Below are 17,238 nucleotides of genomic sequence, written 5' to 3'. Positions count from 1 at the left end.
GTGGCCGACTACATGCCCGAGAAGGAAGCGCGCCACATGGACCGCTTCATCCACCTCGGACTGGCCGCCGCCCACCAGGCGGTCGTGGATTCCGGCCTGCCCACCGGCGAGGCGCTGGATCCCGAACTCGCCACGCGCATCGGCGTGAACATCGGCTCCGGCATCGGCGGCCTGCCGATGATCGAGGAGACGCATTCGGAGATGGTGAACCGCGGCCCGCGCCGCGTCAGTCCGTTCTTCGTGCCGGCCTCGATCATCAACATGATCTCGGGCCACGTCTCGATCAAGTGCGGGTTCAAGGGCCCGAACCTGGCGATCGTCACGGCGTGCACGACGGGTCTGCACAGCATCGGCACCGCCGGTCGCATGATCGAGGCGGGCGACGCCGACGTCATGGTCGCCGGCGGTTCCGAATCGACGGTGTCGCCGCTGGGCGTCGGCGGTTTCGCCGCGGCCCGCGCGCTGTCCACCCGCAACGACGACCCCAAGACCGCGTCCCGTCCCTGGGACAAGGACCGCGACGGCTTCGTGCTGGGCGAGGGCGCTGGCGTGCTGGTGCTCGAAGAGTACGAACACGCCAAGAAGCGCGGCGCCAAGATCTATGCGGAGCTGGTCGGCTTCGGCATGAGCGCCGACGCGTACCACATGACCGCGCCCGACGTGGACGGCCCGACGCGCTCGATGCGCAACGCGCTGCGCAACGCCGGGTTGAATGCGGACCAGATCCAGTACATGAACGCGCACGGCACGTCCACGCCCCTGGGCGATGCGAACGAGACCAACGCGATCAAGAAGGCCTTCGGCGACCATGCGAAGAACGGCCTGGTGGTGTCGTCGACCAAGTCGATGACCGGCCACCTGCTGGGCGGCGCGGGCGGCATCGAGTCCGTCTTCACCGTCATGTCGCTGCACGATCAGGTCGCTCCGCCGACGATCAACCTCTTCAACCAGGATCCCGAGTGCGACCTGGACTACTGCGCCAACGAGGCGCGGAAGCTGCCGATCGAGTACGCCGCGAAGAACAACTTCGGCTTCGGCGGCACGAACGGCACGCTGATCTTCAAGCGGGTCTGATCCCCTGAACTGATCAAGCGCGGAACGGACGGCGACCCATGACGCCGGACCGTTCGACATCACGCCGGGCCGTTGCCCGGCGTTTTTCATTGGCGGACGATCCGTGGTGGGTGCGCGTGCAGCGCGCGATGCTGTGCGGCGGCATGGCGGCGGCCCTCGTCGCCGTGCTGCTCCAGGCGGGCCTCGCCGACGGCATTGGTCCGTGGCTGGGCATCCTGCTCGCCACCGTCGCGGGTGCGGCGCTGCCGGTCCGCGCGCGGGGCCGGGCCTTGCTCCGATGGGACGGCGCGCAGTGGTGGTGGCAGCGCGCGGGAGAGCCGCTTGCCATCACGCCGGACGTCGTCATCGATCTCGAACAGTGGATGCTCCTGCGGCTGAACGCCGCGACCGATGCTGAAGGTGTCCGCGGTCGCACGCCGCCGGAGCGCTGGATCGCGCTGTCGCGACGCGCGCACGAAGCGCAGTGGCCGTCGCTCAGGCTCCACCTCTTTCTCGCTGCAGGCTGACACCATGTCGTTTCTGAATTCCGGGCATGATGTGGGCCTTCCGTTTTTGCATCGCCACCTGCGAGTGTTCATGCTCAATTCCGACCGCACCTGTTCCCTTCGACGTCTTGCCCTGGCGCTGGCCGGTGCCACCCTGATGAGCGCTTCGCTGGGCGCGGCCGCGCAGGCCGTCACCAAGCCTGCGACACCGGCCGCCGTGCCGGCTGCCGCCGCGGTCCCCGTCGCCGCGCCCGATCTGGCGCGTGCACTGCCGGACTTCAGCGCCCTGGTCGAACAGGCCGGACCGGCTGTCGTCAACATCCGGACCTCGGAGAAGGTCAAGGTCGCCAACGCACAGATCGACGAGCAGATGCGCGAGCTGCTGCGCCGCTTCGGCATCCCCGTGCCGCCGCAGCGCCGTGCGCCGCCGGGAGCGGCCCCTGCGCCCGCGCCGACCCCGGACGACGATGACGACGAGGACGCGCCGCAGCGTCGAGGGCTGGGCTCCGGTTTCGTGATCGGCGCGGACGGCTTCGTGATGACCAACGCGCACGTCGTCGACGATGCCGACGAGGTGACGGTCACGCTGACCGACAAGCGCGAGTTCAAGGCCAAGGTGATCGGCCTGGACCGCCGCACCGATGTGGCGGTGCTCAAGATCGAGGCCAACAATCTGCCGATGCTGCGCATGGGCGACGTGGGCAGGCTCAAGGTCGGTGAATGGGTGATGGCGATCGGCTCGCCGTTCGGCTTCGACAACACCGTGACGGCCGGCATCGTCAGCGCCAAGGCGCGCGACACCGGCGACCTGCTGCCGCTGATCCAGACCGACGTGGCGATCAACCCGGGCAACTCCGGCGGTCCGCTGCTGAACCTGCGCGGCGAGGTCGTGGGCATCAACTCGCAGATCTACAGCCAGTCCGGCGGCTTCATGGGCATCTCGTTCGCGATCCCGATCGACGAGGCGATGCGTGTGGCCGACCAGCTGCGTGCCGGCGGCCGCGTGACGCGCGGCATGCTGGGCGTCTATCCGGATGACGTCAGCAAGGAAGTCGCCGAAGCCATCGGCCTGGGCAAGCCGCAGGGCGCGCTGATCAGCCGCATCACGCCGGCCGGCCCCGGCGAGAAGGCCGGCCTCCAGCTGGGCGACGTGATCACGAAGTTCGACGGCAAGGCCGTGGAGAAGGCGGTCGACCTGCGCCGTCTCGCCGCGGCCACCAAGCCTGGCACCAAGGTGCCGCTGCAGGTGTTCCGTCGGGGCGCCTACAAGGACCTGACCGCGACGCTGGACGCGCTGCCGGACGATCGCGCGGCGGCGACGCCGGAAGCCGAGACGCCGGCCGCAACCGGCGCGTCGGCCTGGGGTCTGACCGTCAGCGAACTGACCGACGCGCAGCGCAAGGAACTCAAGGTCGACGGCGGTCTGCGCATCGACACCGTCGACGGTCCGGCCTCGCGCGCCGGCCTGAAGCCCGGCGACGTGATCCTCTCGGCCAACAACGCCGAGGTGAAGACGGTCAAGCAGTTCCAGGCGGCGCTGGCCAAGCTCGAGAAGGGCAAGTCGCTCCAGATGCTGGTGCGCCGGGGCGAGGTCGCGACCTACGTCGTGCTGAAGCCCGGCAAGGGCTGAAGCGCCCCGGGTCAACCTAGCGCCGGCATGGGGCTTTCCGCAATGCGGAAAATCCGGCCGGCGAGGCGTGATCCGGTGCACAACTTGACGTCGGTTGGTGCTTGCTAACGGATGTGACCAAGGCGGGGCATTGGTGCCCCGCTCCGCTACAATCGACCTGCGTTCGGGCAGCTTTGTCGCTGTTCCGACGGTGAATCGGAAGGCATCATTTTGATGGGCTCAGCGATCCACAGGATGTCCCCGAGTTTTGTGGATAACCTGTGTATAAAATCGCTGTTGGCGAAGGGCAACGCGCGAGAAGCTCGCATCCATGCGGTTTCCAGGGCGGGGCTTTTGGCTACAATGAAAGCCCAACAAGCAGTTGCCATACGTTTTGTTGGAAGGCGCGTCACCGTTTAGACGTGCCTTTTTTTTATGTCCCGTTCAGGTCCTGCGAAGGGCTTGCATCACCGCCTCGACCGACCGTCCCCCGCATGTTCAGCATGCATCAGCGTGCGCCGCTCGAGCGACGCTGAGAAGTGGCGGACGAACCGCGCGGTCTCCGTCCGAGTCCATGAACCACATCCGCAATTTCTCCATCATTGCCCACATCGACCACGGCAAGAGCACCTTGGCCGACCGGATCATCCAGCGCTGCGGCGGACTGTCGGATCGGGAGATGGAAGCGCAGGTGCTGGACTCGATGGACATCGAGCGCGAGCGCGGCATCACGATCAAGGCGCAGACCGCCGCGCTGCAGTACAAGGCGGCTGACGGCCAGGTCTACAACCTGAACCTGATCGACACGCCCGGACACGTGGACTTCTCGTATGAGGTGAGCCGATCGCTGTCGGCCTGCGAAGGCGCGCTGCTGGTGGTCGACGCCAGCCAGGGCGTCGAGGCGCAGACGGTGGCCAACTGCTATACCGCGCTGGAGCTCGGCGTCGAAGTCGTCCCTGTCCTGAACAAGATGGACCTGCCGTCGGCCAACCCGGACGGCGCGAAGACGGAGATCGAGGAAGTCATCGGCATCGACGCCACCGACGCGATCCCGTGCTCGGCCAAGACCGGCATGGGCATCGACGAGATCCTCGAGGCCGTCATCAGCCGCATGCCGCCGCCGCAGGGCACGGTCGAGGCGCCGCTGCGCGCGATGATCATCGACTCCTGGTTCGACAACTACGTCGGCGTCGTGATGCTGGTCCGCGTGGTGGACGGCACGCTGAAGAAGAACGAACGCATCCGCATGATGGCCACCAACGCCATCTATCCGGCCGAGCACCTGGGCGTGTTCACGCCCAAGTCGGAGAAGCGCGACCAGCTCAACGCAGGCGAGGTGGGTTTCATCATCGCCGGCATCAAGGAGCTGTCCGCGGCGAAGGTGGGCGACACCATCACGCTGGAAAAGAAGCTTCCGAACAACCTGGGCCCGGCCACCGAAGCGTTGCCCGGCTTCAAGGAGATCCAGCCGCAGGTCTTCGCCGGCCTGTATCCGACCGAAGCCAGCGAGTACGACCAGCTGCGCGACGCGCTGGAGAAGCTCAAGCTGAACGACGCGTCGCTGCGCTTCGAACCGGAAGTCTCGCAGGCGTTGGGCTTCGGCTTCCGCTGCGGCTTCCTCGGCCTGCTGCACATGGAGATCGTGCAGGAGCGGCTGGAGCGCGAGTTCGACCAGGACCTGATCACGACCGCGCCCAGCGTGGTGTACGAGGTGCTGCTGGGCGACGGCGAAGTCATCGAGGTGGAGAACCCCTCGAAGATGCCGGAGCAGAGCAAGATCGCCGAGATCCGCGAGCCCATCGTGACGGTCCACCTGTACATGCCGCAGGAGTACGTCGGCGCGGTGATGACACTGGCCAACCAGAAGCGCGGCGTGCAGCTGAACATGGCTTACCACGGCCGCCAGGTCATGCTGACCTACGAGATCCCGCTGGCCGAGATCGTGCTGGACTTCTTCGACAAGCTGAAGTCGGTCTCGCGCGGCTACGCGTCGATGGACTACGAGTTCAAGGAGTACCGTGCGTCCGACGTCGTCAAGGTCGACATGCTGATCAACGGCGACCGCATCGACGCGCTGTCGCTGATCGTGCACCGGGCGCAGTCGCAGTACCGCGGTCGCCAGGTGGCGGCCAAGATGCGCGAGATCATCCCGCGCCAGATGTACGACGTGGCCATCCAGGCGGCCATCGGCGCCAACATCATCTCGCGCGAGAACATCAAGGCGCTGCGCAAGAACGTGCTGGCAAAATGCTACGGCGGTGACATCAGCCGCAAGCGCAAGCTGCTGGAGAAGCAGAAGGCCGGCAAGAAGCGCATGAAGCAAATCGGTTCGGTGGAGGTGCCGCAAGAAGCCTTCCTGGCCATCCTCCAAGTCGAAGAATAAGTCTCCGCATGAAAGCCATGAGCGCACTGACCGGGTTGCTGTATGTGACCCTGATCGCCTACCTGGGCGGCTGGTACCAGGGCTACTGGAACGGCAACTTCTCCCTGCTGCTGCTGATCCTGACCACGGTGACGCTGGCCTACTGGCTGGCCGAGCGCTTCCACTTCCAGCCGTCGCGCGAACGCGCGGCGGAGCGGCTGGCCAAGAACGACGAACAGCGCCGCGCCTCGCTGGCCGCGCAGGGCATCCAGCGCGTCGACGGCGACGTCGAGGGCGCCCGCGAGGAAATCCTGCGCCAGCCCTGGTGGCTGGACTGGACCGCCGGCCTGTTCCCGGTGATCCTGATCGTGTTCCTGCTGCGCTCGTTCATGTTCGAGCCGTTCAAGATCCCGTCCGGCTCGATGGTGCCGACGCTGCTGATCGGCGACCTGATCCTGGTGAACAAGTTCCACTACGGCGTGCGCCTGCCGGTGATCAACAAGAAGATCATCAGCAACAACGACGTGCAGCGTGGCGACGTGGTCGTGTTCCGCTACCCGCAGAACCCGAGCATCGACTACATCAAGCGCGCCGTCGGCCTGCCGGGCGACGAGATCGCCTACCTGAACCAGAAGCTGTATGTGAACGGCAAGCAGGTCGAGACAGTCGCGCAGGGCGAGTTCTTCGACGAGGATCCGAACTCGATGCGCTTCCGTCCGCGCTACACCGAGAAGCTGGGTCCGGTCGAGCACCAGATCCTGGTGGACGCACAGCCGCAGGGCCGCATCGGCAAGATGTATGACTTCCCGTACAACGAGAACTGCAAGTACACGCTGGAAGGCGTGACCTGCAAGGTGCCGGCCGGCCACTACTTCATGATGGGCGACAACCGGGACAATTCGCAGGACTCGCGTTTCTGGGGCTTCGTGCCGGATGAGAACATCGTGGGCCGTGCTTTCGTGGTCTGGATGAACTTCGGCAGCCTGAAGCGCATCGGCGGCATCCAGTAAGGCCGCCTGACACATCGACCGACATACCGAATGACACAGCGGTCCGACCACGGCCGGCCGCCGATCGACTACTCTGTTCTCCAACGACAACCATCGGAGCGATACGTGATGAGGGCACGGAAGATTCAACGGGGCATCAGCCTGCTGGGACTGCTGTTCTGGGCGGTGATCATCGGCGGCGGGTCGGTGATCGTGCTGCGCGTGGTGCCGACGGTGATGGAGTACTACACGATCCAGAGGGCGATCGACAAGATCGCCAAGGACGGTCCGTCGACCGTGCCGGCGGCGCGCGATTCGTTCGAGCGCACCAAGCAGATCGAATATTCGATCGTCAGCGTCGAGCCCAAGGACCTGATCATCACCAAGGTCGACGACAAGGTGAAGATCAGCTTCGCCTACGACAAGGAAGTGCCCTTGTACGGCCCGGTGTTCCTGGTGATCAAGTACAAAGGCGAGTCCCGCTGACCCCGCCCCGATCGTACCGACCCGACCCGACTTAGCGACCCGACTTAGCGACCTCCGGCCATGACCCCGCAAGCGCTCGACGCCCTCCAGCAACGCCTTGGCTACCGCTTCACGCAGCCGGGTCTGCTGCAGCGCGCGCTGACGCATCGCAGCTTCGGCCAGCAGCACAACGAGCGGCTGGAGTTCCTCGGCGACGCGGTGCTCAACCTGACGGTGTCGGCGCTGCTGTTCGACCGCTTCGCCGGTTCCGATGAAGGCGACCTGACCCGCATCCGTGCGCACCTGGTGCGCGAAGACAGCCTGCACCGGCTGGCGCTGGTGCTGCAGATGCCCGAGGCGCTGCGCATGAGCGAGGGCGAGGCCCGCGGCGGCGGCGGCCAGCGGCCGTCCATCCTGGCGGACGCGCTGGAGGCCGTGATCGGCGCCGCGTTCCTGGACGGCGGCTATGAGGCCGCGCGCGAGATCGTGCGCGGGCTGCTGGGCGAGACCATCGCCGCCAGCGGCATCGAGCAGTGGGCCAAGGATTCGAAGACGGCGTTGCAGGAATGGCTCCAGGCGCGCAAGCTGCCGGTGCCGTCCTACCGCATCGCCGAGACGCGGGGCCAGGCCCATGCGCAGACCTTCACCGTCGAATGCGAAGTGGCCTCGCTGACGCTGTCGCGCCGCGGCGAAGGTCGCTCGCGCCGGATCGCGGAGCAGGAGGCGGCCCGGCAGGTGCTGGACGAACTGCTCGCCGGCGACCGACCCGGCACCGGCCTGCGCGACTGACGCGGAGCCCGCGATGAACGCACCCAAGACGCCGAGGACGCCGAAGCCGACGTCCTCGTCCGATTCCATTTCTGAATCGCTTGCCGATTCCCCTGCTCATTCCCCTGTTTCCGAGGATCCTGATCTGAACGCCCCGCACGACTCCGCCACGCCACACCCCGCCGACTCCCCGCTCGACCAGGACGCCGACGCGCGTGCCCACGAGGAGGGCGATGAACTCGACGATGACGAGGAAGACGGTGACGGCGAGGACCTGCCCGAGGTCCAGGGCGGCATCGGTGCGATGCCGTACGAGGGCGACCTGCGCTGCGGCCTGATCGCGATCGTCGGCCGGCCCAATGTCGGCAAGTCGACGCTGCTGAATGCGCTGGTGGGACAGAAGGTCTCGATCACCTCGAAGAAGGCGCAGACCACGCGCCACCGCATCACCGGCGTGCGCACCGTCGACGAGGCGCAGTTCGTCTTCGTCGACACGCCCGGCTTCCAGACCAAGCACAGCAGCGCGTTGAACCGCAACCTGAACCGCACGGTCCAGGGCGTGCTGGCGGACGTGGACCTGGTGCTGTTCGTCGTCGAAGCGGGCCGCTTCGGCCTGGACGACGCGAAGGTGCTGTCGCTGCTGCCGCAGAACAAGCCGGTCGTGCTGATCGCCAACAAGCTGGACGCGGTGACGAGACGGGCCGAGATGATGCCCTGGCTCAAGAGCATGCAGGAGCGCCGCAACTTCACCGAGTTCGTGCCGCTGTCGGCCAAGAAGGACTCGGACGTGCAGCGTCTGTTCCAGATCCTGAAGCCCTACCTCCCGAGCCAGGAATGGTTCTACGAGGAAGACGCGCTGACCGACCGCAGCGAGAAGTTCATGGCCGCGGAGATGATCCGCGAGAAGCTCTTCCGCCTGACCGGCGACGAACTGCCCTACGAAGCCACGGTGATCATCGACCGCTGGGAAGAGGAGGGCAACCTGCGCCGCATCGCCGCGACCATCGTGGTCGAACGCGACGCCCAGAAGGGCATGATCATCGGCCAGGGCGGCGAGCGCCTGAAGCGCATCGGTTCCGAGACCCGCCAGGAACTCGAGAAGCTGTGGGACGCGCGCGTGTTCCTGGAGCTCTGGGTGAAGGTGCGGTCCGGCTGGGCCGACTCCGAAGAGCATCTCAGAAGCTACGGCTACGAGTGATCCGCTCCCGCGGTCGCTGAAGACATCCGCAGACATCGCCCGACATCAGGCCATGGCCACACGCGCCCCGAAGCCGCCCGCGACGCAGGCGGCTTTTGTTTTGCATCACTACGACTGGAGCGAGACCAGCCTCGTGCTGGACCTGTTCAGCCGTGAACATGGCCGGCTGGCGGTGGTCGCGAAGGGCGCGAAGCGGCCGTACTCGCAGCTGCGATCGGTGCTGCTGCCCTTCCTGCGCCTGCAGGTGACGCTGTCCAAGCCCTCGAAGATGAACGAGGACGGCGCGGCCGAGGTGCAGTCGCTGCGCGGGGCAGAGTGGGTCGGCGGGCAGACGCTGCCCACCGGTGCCGCGCTGTTCAGCGGCTACTACGTCAACGAACTGCTGCTGAAGTTCCTGCCGCGCCAGGACGCGCAGCCGGAGCTTTTCGACGCCTATGCAGCGCTGCTGCCGCAGCTGCGCTCGGTGGACGACGCGCACGCGGCGCTGCGGGCCTTCGAGTTGAAGATGCTCGCCATCTGCGGCCTGCTGCCCGACCTGAGCGTGCTGTCGACGACGCAGGCGCCGCTCGATCCGGAGCGGCTCTACCTGCTCGCGCCGGAGTCCGGCGTCGTCGTCCCGACGCATGACGCCGCGCCGCAGGCCGGCCTCACGGGCCAGGCCTTCATCCAGCTCCAGGCGGCGCTGCTGCACGGCAGCCAGGCGGCGCTGCAACAGGCCTGCGAACTCGCGGGTCCGGCGCTGAAGCCGCTGTCGCGCGCCTTGCTTCACTATCATCTGGGGCATCGTCCATTGCGGACGCGGCAAGTGCTGCTCGACGTCCAGAAGCTGCTCACATGAATCCGCTGATCGCTCCCGAATCCGGCCGCCACGATGCGCGATGCGCGCTGTCGGTCAACGTCAACAAGGTCGCGCTGCTGCGCAACACCCGGCACCTGGGCATCCCCAGCGTGACGCGGGCGGCGCAGCTGTGCCTGGAGGCCGGCGCGCAGGGCATCACCGTGCACCCGCGGCCCGACGCGCGCCACATCCGCGCCGACGACGTGCGCGAGCTCGCCGCCTTGATGAAGGCCTGGCCGCAGGCCGAGTACAACATCGAGGGCAACCCGACGCAGAACCTGATGGACTTCATCCGTGAGACGCGGCCGCACCAGGCGACCTTCGTCCCGGACGGCGAGGACCAGTTCACCTCGGACCACGGCTGGAACCTGCCGGCCGACGCCGAACGCCTGCGTCCGATGATCGCCGAGTGCAAGTCGCTGGGCGTTCGGGTGAGTTTATTCATGGACCCGCTGCCGGAGGCGATGGTCCACGTGGCCGCCGTCGGCGCGGACCGCATCGAGCTCTACACCGAGACCTGGGCGAGCGCCTTCGGCACGCCGCGTGAGGCCGAGGTGGCCGCGGCCTTCGCCGCCACGGCGCGCGCCGCGCTGGCGCAGGGCCTGGGCATCAACGCCGGCCACGACCTGAACCGCGACAACCTGACGCGTTTCCTGCGCGAGGTGCCGGGCGTGTCGGAGGTCTCGATCGGCCACGCGCTGATCGCGGACGCGCTGGAGCTCGGCTACACCGAGGCGGTGCGCGACTACCAGCGCTGCATCCAGCGCGCGTACGTCTGATTGCACTTCCGCACCAGACGTCCACACAGAGCCCACACGACGCCCAAACGGCGGGCACCAAGCGCGCACACGCCGCGCATGAAAGGGTCGCGATGATCTACGGCATCGGCACGGACGTCTGCGACATCCGGCGCATCCGGGAGACCTTCCAACGGCGCGGCGTGCGCTTCGCCGAGAAGGTGCTGGGCCCGCACGAGATCGCGGTGTTCCACGAGCGCTACGCCAAGGTCGAGGCGCGGGGCATCGCCTACCTGGCGACGCGCTTCTCGGCCAAGGAGGCGTTCTCGAAGGCGATCGGCATGGGCATGCGCATGCCGATGACCTGGCGCGCCTGCGAGATCGTCAAGGCGCGCAGCGGCAAGCCGGGGATCCAGCTGCACGGCGCGCTGGCCGAATGGTTCGAGGCCAAGGGCTTGAGCGCGCATGTCAGCGTGAGCGACGAGACCGACTATGCGACGGCGTTCGTCGTCGTCGAGACCCGCGATTGAAAATGAAAGAGACACCCTCCATGACCGAACACCTGCATTCGCCCGTGATCCTGGACATCGCCGGCACGACGTTGACGGCGGACGACCGCCGTCGGCTGGCGCATCCGCTGACGGGCGGGATGATCCTGTTCGCGCGCCACTTCGAGAACCGCGCGCAGCTGACCGCGCTGTGCGCCGAGGCCAAGACTATCCGCCCCGATCTGCTGATCGCGGTGGACCAGGAGGGCGGCCGCGTCCAGCGCTTCCGCACGGACGGCTTCACGGCGCTGCCGGCGATGCGCGCGCTCGGCGAGCTGTGGATGGACGACGCGATGCGCGCGGTGCAGGCGGCGACGGCGACCGGCCTGGTGCTGGCGCTGGAGTTGCGGGCCTGCGGCGTCGACATGAGCTTCACGCCGGTGCTGGACCTGGACCATCAGGACGAGGGCCGGCAGTCCATCAGTCCGGTGATCGGTTCGCGCAGTTTCCATGGCGACCCGCGCGTGGTGAGCCTGCTGGCGCAGAGCCTGATGCAGGGCCTGGCGCTGGCGGGCATGGGGAGCTGCGGCAAGCACTTCCCGGGGCACGGCGCGGTGAGCGTCGATTCGCATGTGGGCGTGCCGGTGGACACGCGTTCGCTGAAGGCGATCCTGGCGGAGGACGTGCGGCCCTTCGAGTGGCTGAGCCTGAGCCTGTCGGCGGTGATGCCAGCGCACGTGATCTATCGCAAGGTGGACAGCCGGCCGGCCGGTTTCAGCCAGCGCTGGCTGCAGGACATCCTGCGCGACCGGCTGGGCTTTGCCGGCGCGGTCTTCAGCGACGACCTCGGCATGGCCGCGGCGCGCGTGATCGAAGGCCGTCCGGTGGGCTACACCGAGGCGGCGCTGGCGGCCCTGGGCGCGGGTTGCGATCTGGTGCTGCTGTGCAACCAGAGCCTGGAGCAGGGCGGTCGCGCGATCGACGAGCTGCTCGACGGCCTGGCCGACGCGCAGGCGAAGGGCGCGTGGACGCCCGCGATCGACAGCGAGGCCCGCCGTGCGGCGCTGGTGCCGCAGTCGGCGCCACTGACCTGGGATGAGCTGATGCTCGCGCCGCGGTACCTGGAGGCGCTGGCGCGCCTGCCCTGATGCGTCTGCCTTAACGCGCCTGTCCTGAAGCGGGCGTTCAGAACAGGTTCTGGAACACCAGCCGGAGGAAGGCCGCGTTGCGGCCGCCCTGGATGGCCGGGCCGCTGACGGTGCGCATGAGGCCGCCTTCCAGCCGCGCGGTCACGACCGTCACGCCGACGCCTGCGCCCACCGCCACCCAGCGTGCGCTGAACTGGCCCGAGCCGTCGGACAAGCCGGCGACGTCCATCAGCAGCAGCGGGCGCACGGCGTGGAGGCTGGCCTTGTCGATGATGAAATGGGCCGCGGGGCGGACTTCGTCGAAGGCCGCGTCCGCCTCGCGTTTCGCTTCCTCGCTCGATTTGCCTTGCGCGACCAGCGTCGCGACCAGCATCGACGGGCCGCTCACGTCGAGCTGATTGCCGAGCAAGGTCTTCAGCGGGATGGGCGGTCTGGGATTGCCGTTGCTGTCGGTGTCGCCCAGGTCCACGCGCTCATCCGGGATCAACGGTGAGGACCAGGCCTTGACCGGGATCGCCACCTGCGCGTTCAGGTGCCAGTACCGCGTGCCGCCGCGCTGACCGGGCAGTCCCGCCTGACCTTGCCCCGCGCTGCGCAGCAGCGGTCCGTCCGGCGCGCGGCTGAGCGCGGCGCTGCCCAGGCCGTCGTACAGGAACTGCTCCTTCGCGCCGCCGCCGTAGAAGCGCTCGGCCGCCGGTGCGCGATCGGACACGCGGCCGGCGCCGGCCATCACCTCGAGCCCCCAGGTCGGGCCGCTGCCCAGCGAGAACTCGCGCGCATAACCGACCTGCGCCGACCAGCGCGCGAGCGAGGCGACACCCTCGGGTCGCACGCGTTCGGCCCACAGGCCAGCGCGGAGCACGCCCTCGGCGCGCGGGACCATCCACTCGGTCATCACCCGCGCCGTCAGGCGGCGCGTGTCGGCGCGGGTGTCCGCACCGTTGGCGAGCGTGGTCTCGTCCCGCCCCGCCTGCCAGGAGCCATCGAGCGCCACCCGTACGCCGATCGCCGGTTTCATCGTGACGCCCAGCCCGGCTTCCCCGGCGCTGCGCTGCAGCTCGCCGCCGAGCACCGGCTCGCGCCGGTCGATCGCGTTGGCGAAGACGCGCAGTTCCTGGACGAGGTCCTGCGGATCTCGCGAGGCCGGTTGATGGCGGTGCTCCAGCCGCCCCTCGCTGCGATGGAAATCGCTGCGGGTCGACTGCTCATGGCGCAGGCTCAAGCCCATCGGCGACCTGGCCGTATCCGGCAGCGGCGACAGCGGCAACGGCATCCGGACGGAAGCGGTGACGGTGGGGCCGAAGGCCTCGTCATAACCGGCGCCGACCTGAGGATCGAAGCGTCGCAGCGCCGCAGGCACGTGGTCGTACAGCGAGGCCGTGCCGGCGCGCGGGATTGGCAGCACGTTGTCGCCGAGGCGCGCGAGGTCGACGCGCACGTGGTACGGCTCCAGCGTGACGCCGGCGGTGGCTCCGCCGCCCGGGCACTCGTCGCCGCGGCCGGGGGAGACGTCGTACTCGACGCCGATGAAGAGCACCTCCGCGCGGCCCTGCTGGCCGAGCACGGCGGTCGCGGCGGGGCTGGTGCCGATCTGCTCCCGGAGCGCGTTCATCGCCGCCGAGATCCTGTCGTTCGTCAGCACATCGCAAGGAGCGATGGGCAAGGTCGACGCGTCGGCCCAGCGGCTCTTGATGCGGACGTAGCGCACGCGCAGATCCGGCGTCGCCACCCGCGGCATCGCGCCCGGCGCGGCCAGTCGGCTCGAGGCGCCTGGCGGCCCGTCGAATTCGATCGACACAGGCGGCGGGTCCGCGCCCCAGGCGAGCGGCGCCAGGCCGGCGAAGGTGGCCAGCGCGACCACACCGCCCAGCAGCCGACGCCGCGGCCGGAGGAGACGCCGTCGCATGAACGTGCTCAGAACTCGATCTTGAGCACGTCGGCCATCGCGCCGTGCAGGGCGGCCTTCTGCTCGTCCGTCGGAGGCGTGGTCTTGCCGGCGACGGCGCGCGCGACGGGATGCACTTCCTGGACGAGGACGGTGGCCTGGTCCGGCTTGACGCCTTCGCGCGCCATGGTGGCCACGGCCTGGCTCTCCACGGGCGTGCCGGCGGTGTAGGACACGTGGACGATCTGCACTTCCTTGTCGTCGACGATCTTGTACAGGTCGAAGACCAGCTTCCAGATCGGGTCGGCGGTGGGCGTGCAGGAGCGCTCGACGATGACCTTGAACTTGAAGCCCGACTCGGGGCTGAAGACCATCACCTCCAGCAGGAAGGGCTTGCAGACCTTCCCTTGAGGCACGATGGGCACGACGCTGATGTTGGTCGTGTCGGCGGGCTTGTCGGCTTTCTTCACCTTGACGGCTTTCTTTGCCTTGTCGGCAGGCTTGGCGGGTTTGGCAGGCTTGGCGGGTTTCTCGGTCTTGGCCATGGCGCGGTCCTCAGGAAGTTTCCCGGGCGCGACGCATCCGGCTGGACGGCCGCCTCAAGGAAGACTGAGAGCCTAGCCATGAGGGGCGGGAGCGACATCCCTAAGGCCGATAGGCGCGCCCCCTGATCCGAGGGGCGCGGCGGCGTGGCATTCTGGCTGAATCCGTGCCGTTCTTTCGGGCCGCACTTTCCCCTGACCACAAGGAGCTTCCATGACGAGCAGCGTCTTCCGCCTTGACCGCACGATTGCCCGACGACTCGCTTTCGCCGCGCTGGTGATGTCCGCGGCGTCGTCCGCGCATGCGCTCGATTGCGCCAATGCCGTGAGCACCGTCGACATGAACGACTGCGCCGCGCAGGAGCAGCAGCAGGTCGAAAGGCAGCTCAACGACGTCTATCGCCGCGTGCTGGCGGCGACGCCGGCGAAGGTGGGCGGCGCCAAACCCGCGAAGCCGAAGGACAGCCTCGTCGCCGCGCAGCGCCTGTGGGTCAAGTTCCGCGAGGCCGATTGCAAGGCGGTGCTGGACCTGTGGTCCGAGGGTTCGATCCGGAACTTGCAGTACCTCGGCTGCATGCGTGATCACGCGCAGCTGCGCATCAAGCAGCTGGAAGCCTTCAAGACGCAGCCCTGAGTCGCGGTCGAGTCATTGCCAGGTCCTTGCTGAACCCTCGCGGCGCTGCGGCCTTGCATCGATTCGTTTCGTCGGCCTCGACCGTCATCGGCTGCAGCTAGACTCGCCTCCGAACTCACCCACAACGATTCGATCAGGGAGCGGGCCAGCATGTCGCTGACCATGGAGGGCGTGCTGGCACTGGCGCCGGACGAGGCATCGGCGAAGGCCGCGCGGGGACTGACCTCGCCGGCCAAGTGGCCGTTGCTCGGCGCCGATGACGCCGCCGTCTGGGGCGAGTGCCAGGGCAGTGGTTCCAAGCCGTATCAGACGCAGGTCGACCTCAACGGGCCGGCCTTCCGCTGCTCCTGTCCTAGCCGCAAGTTCCCCTGCAAGCACGGCCTCGCGTTGCTGATGCTGCGGGCGCAGGATGCCTCCCGCTTCACCGCCGGCGAAGCGCCTGCCTGGGTCTCCGAATGGATCGCCTCGCGTGGCGAGCGCGCGCAGAAGAAGGAAGAGCGCGATCAGAAGGCCGTCGAACGCGCTGCCGAGCGCGCCGCGCAGATCGCCGACGGCGTCGATCCGGCGCAGGCCGCGTCGGCGCTGGCCGATCCCGACAACGCGCTCAAGCGCGAGTCCCAACGGTGGCGGCGAATCGAGGACGCCGCTTCCGAATTGCAGCGCTGGCTCGGCGATCAGATCAGTCGCGGCCTCGGCGCGATCGACGACGCCGCGATCCGCGGCTGGCGAACGATGGCGGCGCGGATGGTGGACGCCCAGGCTCCCGGGCTCGGGCAGCGCGTCGTCGCTGCCGCGGAAGCATGGCGCGTGGGTGCCGACTGGCCCGAGCGGACGCTCGCGCGCCTCGGCCTGCTGCAGCTCGCCTGCGAAGGCATCGCCCGTCGCGAGACGCTGCCCACCTCCGTTCAAGCCGATCTGCGCACCGTCTGCGGCTGGCCGCTTGATCAGGCCGAGGTGCTCGCCGTCGGCGAACGCGTCACCGATCGGTGGACCGTGCTCGGCGTGAGCGTCGAGGAGCGTGAGGGTCGTCTGAACGAACGCCGCGTCTGGCTGCACGGCGCCCGCTCGGGCCGGCGCGCCTGGCTGCTCGATCACACACACGGCGGACGCGGTTTCGAAGGCATGTGGTTGCCTGGCATCGCCACCGATCTCACGCTCTCCTTCTATCCCGGCAACGCGCCCTTGCGCGCGCTGATCGCGGAGGCCTCACCGTCGCCCGAGCCTGAAGGCACGGTCGGCATGGCGCGCCTCGCCGGCTCCGACACCTGGCAAGGCGAATGGCAGCGCGTCGCCGAACGCGTGGCCGCCCACCCGTTCGCGTCGCTGCATCCGGTCGTGCTCGCGAACGCGACACCGGTTGCGTCCGAAGCGGGTCGGCACCTGGTCGCCGATGGCCGCGCCGTGCCGCTGCAGGTCGGCGATGCCGACTGGTGGTCGCTGATGGCCGTCGCTGGCGGCCACCCGCTGGCGGTGATTGGCGAATGGGACGGCCGCGGCTTGCGCCCGTTGACCGCGTGGCAGTCCGACTCGACCGGCCCGGCATGGGTGAGGAACACCGCATGAGCGCCTGGACGCCGCTGCTGCCCATCGCGATGGTGGGCACGGATCGACAGCCGGGGCCTTTGCCCGAATGGCCCGGCGACATCGGCGCGCTGGTGGCGCTCGCGGCTCAGGCTCCCGACGTCGCGAGCCATCCGTCGGGTCAGGTCTTGCGCACGATGGCCGTCATCGCGCCGTGCGAGGCCGCCGGCACGCAAGACCGAGCCTGGACCGCGCCGCTGCCGGAGGCCGCCGCGGACGATCGCCTGGTCGCCGTGCCGGAGCGCATCGATGGCGTCGACGGCGGTGATGGCGTTGCCGGCTCGCTTCGACTGCTGCTGCGCTGGGCCCTGACCGAGGCGCCGGGGCGCCTCCAGCAGCAGGTGTTCACCGATCTGGCCGCGGCCGGCCTGCGCCTGCCCGAGACGCTGCTGCCGCTGGCGCTCGATGTCGGCCGGCGCTCCGTCGCCCTGCGCG

17 protein-coding genes are annotated in these 17,238 nt (G+C 68.4%); 15 read left to right on the top strand and 2 right to left on the bottom strand.

Annotation, left to right across the window (positions count from 1 at the left end; all coding sequences use genetic code 11):
- From fabF to nagZ, 12 genes are all read left to right on the top strand, one after another.
- A partial coding sequence (fabF, locus tag VF536_RS16570) for a beta-ketoacyl-ACP synthase II (protein WP_331615963.1) occupies positions 1-1,074 on the top strand: 1,074 nt, incomplete at its 5' end.
- A gap of 38 nt (positions 1,075-1,112) precedes the next feature.
- Complete coding sequence (locus VF536_RS16565; protein WP_331615962.1) at positions 1,113-1,580, top strand: hypothetical protein; 468 nt, start codon at positions 1,113-1,115, stop codon at positions 1,578-1,580.
- A gap of 136 nt (positions 1,581-1,716) precedes the next feature.
- A complete protein-coding gene (locus VF536_RS16560) occupies positions 1,717-3,189 on the top strand; it encodes a DegQ family serine endoprotease (RefSeq protein ID WP_414710396.1) in 1,473 nt (490 codons plus the stop codon).
- A 553-nt stretch (positions 3,190-3,742) separates the two neighbouring features.
- Complete coding sequence (gene lepA, locus VF536_RS16555; RefSeq protein WP_331615960.1) at positions 3,743-5,551, top strand: translation elongation factor 4; 1,809 nt, start codon at positions 3,743-3,745, stop codon at positions 5,549-5,551.
- A gap of 17 nt (positions 5,552-5,568) precedes the next feature.
- Complete coding sequence (gene lepB, locus VF536_RS16550) at positions 5,569-6,540, top strand: signal peptidase I (protein ID WP_331615959.1); 972 nt, start codon at positions 5,569-5,571, stop codon at positions 6,538-6,540.
- 108 nt (positions 6,541-6,648) lie between these two features.
- Positions 6,649-7,005 (top strand): DUF4845 domain-containing protein, encoded by a 357-nt coding sequence (locus VF536_RS16545; RefSeq protein ID WP_331615958.1) that lies wholly within the window; start codon positions 6,649-6,651, stop codon positions 7,003-7,005.
- Positions 7,006-7,065: 60 nt separating this feature from the next.
- Positions 7,066-7,773: a ribonuclease III gene (gene rnc, locus VF536_RS16540; RefSeq protein ID WP_331615957.1), complete on the top strand. Its 708-nt coding sequence runs from the start codon at positions 7,066-7,068 to the stop codon at positions 7,771-7,773.
- Between the two features lie 283 nt (positions 7,774-8,056).
- Positions 8,057-8,950: a GTPase Era gene (gene era, locus VF536_RS16535; protein WP_088406434.1), complete on the top strand. Its 894-nt coding sequence runs from the start codon at positions 8,057-8,059 to the stop codon at positions 8,948-8,950.
- 52 nt (positions 8,951-9,002) lie between these two features.
- The gene (recO, locus tag VF536_RS16530; RefSeq protein WP_331615956.1) at positions 9,003-9,788 is read left to right on the top strand and encodes a DNA repair protein RecO; all 786 of its coding nucleotides are present in this window, start codon (positions 9,003-9,005) and stop codon (positions 9,786-9,788) included.
- Positions 9,785-10,567: a pyridoxine 5'-phosphate synthase gene (locus tag VF536_RS16525; RefSeq protein ID WP_331615955.1), complete on the top strand. Its 783-nt coding sequence runs from the start codon at positions 9,785-9,787 to the stop codon at positions 10,565-10,567. Before recO ends, VF536_RS16525 begins: the two co-directional genes overlap by 4 nt.
- Before the next feature lie 92 nt (positions 10,568-10,659).
- A complete protein-coding gene (gene acpS, locus VF536_RS16520; RefSeq protein ID WP_067277368.1) occupies positions 10,660-11,055 on the top strand; it encodes a holo-ACP synthase in 396 nt (131 codons plus the stop codon).
- Between the two features lie 20 nt (positions 11,056-11,075).
- Positions 11,076-12,161, top strand: coding sequence for a beta-N-acetylhexosaminidase (nagZ, locus tag VF536_RS16515; protein WP_331615954.1), 1,086 nt, complete (start codon positions 11,076-11,078; stop codon positions 12,159-12,161).
- A 37-nt stretch (positions 12,162-12,198) separates the two neighbouring features.
- Here nagZ and VF536_RS16510 read toward each other — a convergent pair whose 3' ends face one another.
- Both VF536_RS16510 and VF536_RS16505 read right to left on the bottom strand, forming a co-directional pair.
- Positions 12,199-14,067, bottom strand: coding sequence for a hypothetical protein (locus VF536_RS16510; protein WP_331615953.1), 1,869 nt, complete (start codon positions 14,065-14,067; stop codon positions 12,199-12,201).
- 8 nt (positions 14,068-14,075) lie between these two features.
- Positions 14,076-14,591: a hypothetical protein gene (locus VF536_RS16505; RefSeq protein ID WP_331615952.1), complete on the bottom strand. Its 516-nt coding sequence runs from the start codon at positions 14,589-14,591 to the stop codon at positions 14,076-14,078.
- A 211-nt stretch (positions 14,592-14,802) separates the two neighbouring features.
- Between VF536_RS16505 and VF536_RS16500 the strand changes: the two genes are divergently transcribed.
- The 3 genes from VF536_RS16500 to VF536_RS16490 form a co-directional block, all read left to right on the top strand.
- A complete protein-coding gene (locus VF536_RS16500) occupies positions 14,803-15,222 on the top strand; it encodes a lysozyme inhibitor LprI family protein (protein WP_331615951.1) in 420 nt (139 codons plus the stop codon).
- 150 nt (positions 15,223-15,372) lie between these two features.
- Positions 15,373-16,785 carry an SWIM zinc finger family protein gene (locus VF536_RS16495; RefSeq protein WP_331615950.1) on the top strand — a complete coding sequence of 471 codons (1,413 nt, stop codon included), beginning with the start codon at positions 15,373-15,375 and terminating at the stop codon, positions 16,783-16,785.
- Positions 16,782-17,238, top strand: a 457-nt coding sequence (locus VF536_RS16490; protein WP_414710395.1) for a hypothetical protein, incomplete at its 3' end; no start/stop codon positions are given. The genes VF536_RS16495 and VF536_RS16490, both read left to right, overlap by 4 nt.

Origin of the sequence: Roseateles sp. (genome assembly GCF_036486225.1) — a bacterium.
GTDB lineage: Bacteria > Pseudomonadota > Gammaproteobacteria > Burkholderiales > Burkholderiaceae_C > Roseateles.
Note: the sequence above shows the minus strand (reverse complement) of the source record. Positions and strands in the feature narration are given on the sequence as shown.

What these genes read in the sequence shown, in the direction of transcription:
- VF536_RS16545 (WP_331615958.1), top strand. Translation starts at nt 6,649, where the DNA reads ATGAGGGCACGGAAGATTCAACGGGGCATCAGCCTGCTGGGACTGCTG.
- VF536_RS16505 (WP_331615952.1), bottom strand. Translation starts at nt 14,591, where the DNA reads ATGGCCAAGACCGAGAAACCCGCCAAGCCTGCCAAACCCGCCAAGCCT.
- VF536_RS16500 (WP_331615951.1), top strand. Translation starts at nt 14,803, where the DNA reads ATGACGAGCAGCGTCTTCCGCCTTGACCGCACGATTGCCCGACGACTC.
- lepB (WP_331615959.1), top strand. Translation starts at nt 5,569, where the DNA reads ATGAGCGCACTGACCGGGTTGCTGTATGTGACCCTGATCGCCTACCTG.
- VF536_RS16510 (WP_331615953.1), bottom strand. Translation starts at nt 14,067, where the DNA reads ATGCGACGGCGTCTCCTCCGGCCGCGGCGTCGGCTGCTGGGCGGTGTG.
- rnc (WP_331615957.1), top strand. Translation starts at nt 7,066, where the DNA reads ATGACCCCGCAAGCGCTCGACGCCCTCCAGCAACGCCTTGGCTACCGC.
- acpS (WP_067277368.1), top strand. Translation starts at nt 10,660, where the DNA reads ATGATCTACGGCATCGGCACGGACGTCTGCGACATCCGGCGCATCCGG.
- VF536_RS16560 (WP_414710396.1), top strand. Translation starts at nt 1,717, where the DNA reads ATGAGCGCTTCGCTGGGCGCGGCCGCGCAGGCCGTCACCAAGCCTGCG.
- lepA (WP_331615960.1), top strand. Translation starts at nt 3,743, where the DNA reads ATGAACCACATCCGCAATTTCTCCATCATTGCCCACATCGACCACGGC.
- VF536_RS16495 (WP_331615950.1), top strand. Translation starts at nt 15,373, where the DNA reads ATGTCGCTGACCATGGAGGGCGTGCTGGCACTGGCGCCGGACGAGGCA.
- era (WP_088406434.1), top strand. Translation starts at nt 8,057, where the DNA reads ATGCCGTACGAGGGCGACCTGCGCTGCGGCCTGATCGCGATCGTCGGC.
- recO (WP_331615956.1), top strand. Translation starts at nt 9,003, where the DNA reads ATGGCCACACGCGCCCCGAAGCCGCCCGCGACGCAGGCGGCTTTTGTT.
- VF536_RS16565 (WP_331615962.1), top strand. Translation starts at nt 1,113, where the DNA reads ATGACGCCGGACCGTTCGACATCACGCCGGGCCGTTGCCCGGCGTTTT.
- nagZ (WP_331615954.1), top strand. Translation starts at nt 11,076, where the DNA reads ATGACCGAACACCTGCATTCGCCCGTGATCCTGGACATCGCCGGCACG.
- VF536_RS16525 (WP_331615955.1), top strand. Translation starts at nt 9,785, where the DNA reads ATGAATCCGCTGATCGCTCCCGAATCCGGCCGCCACGATGCGCGATGC.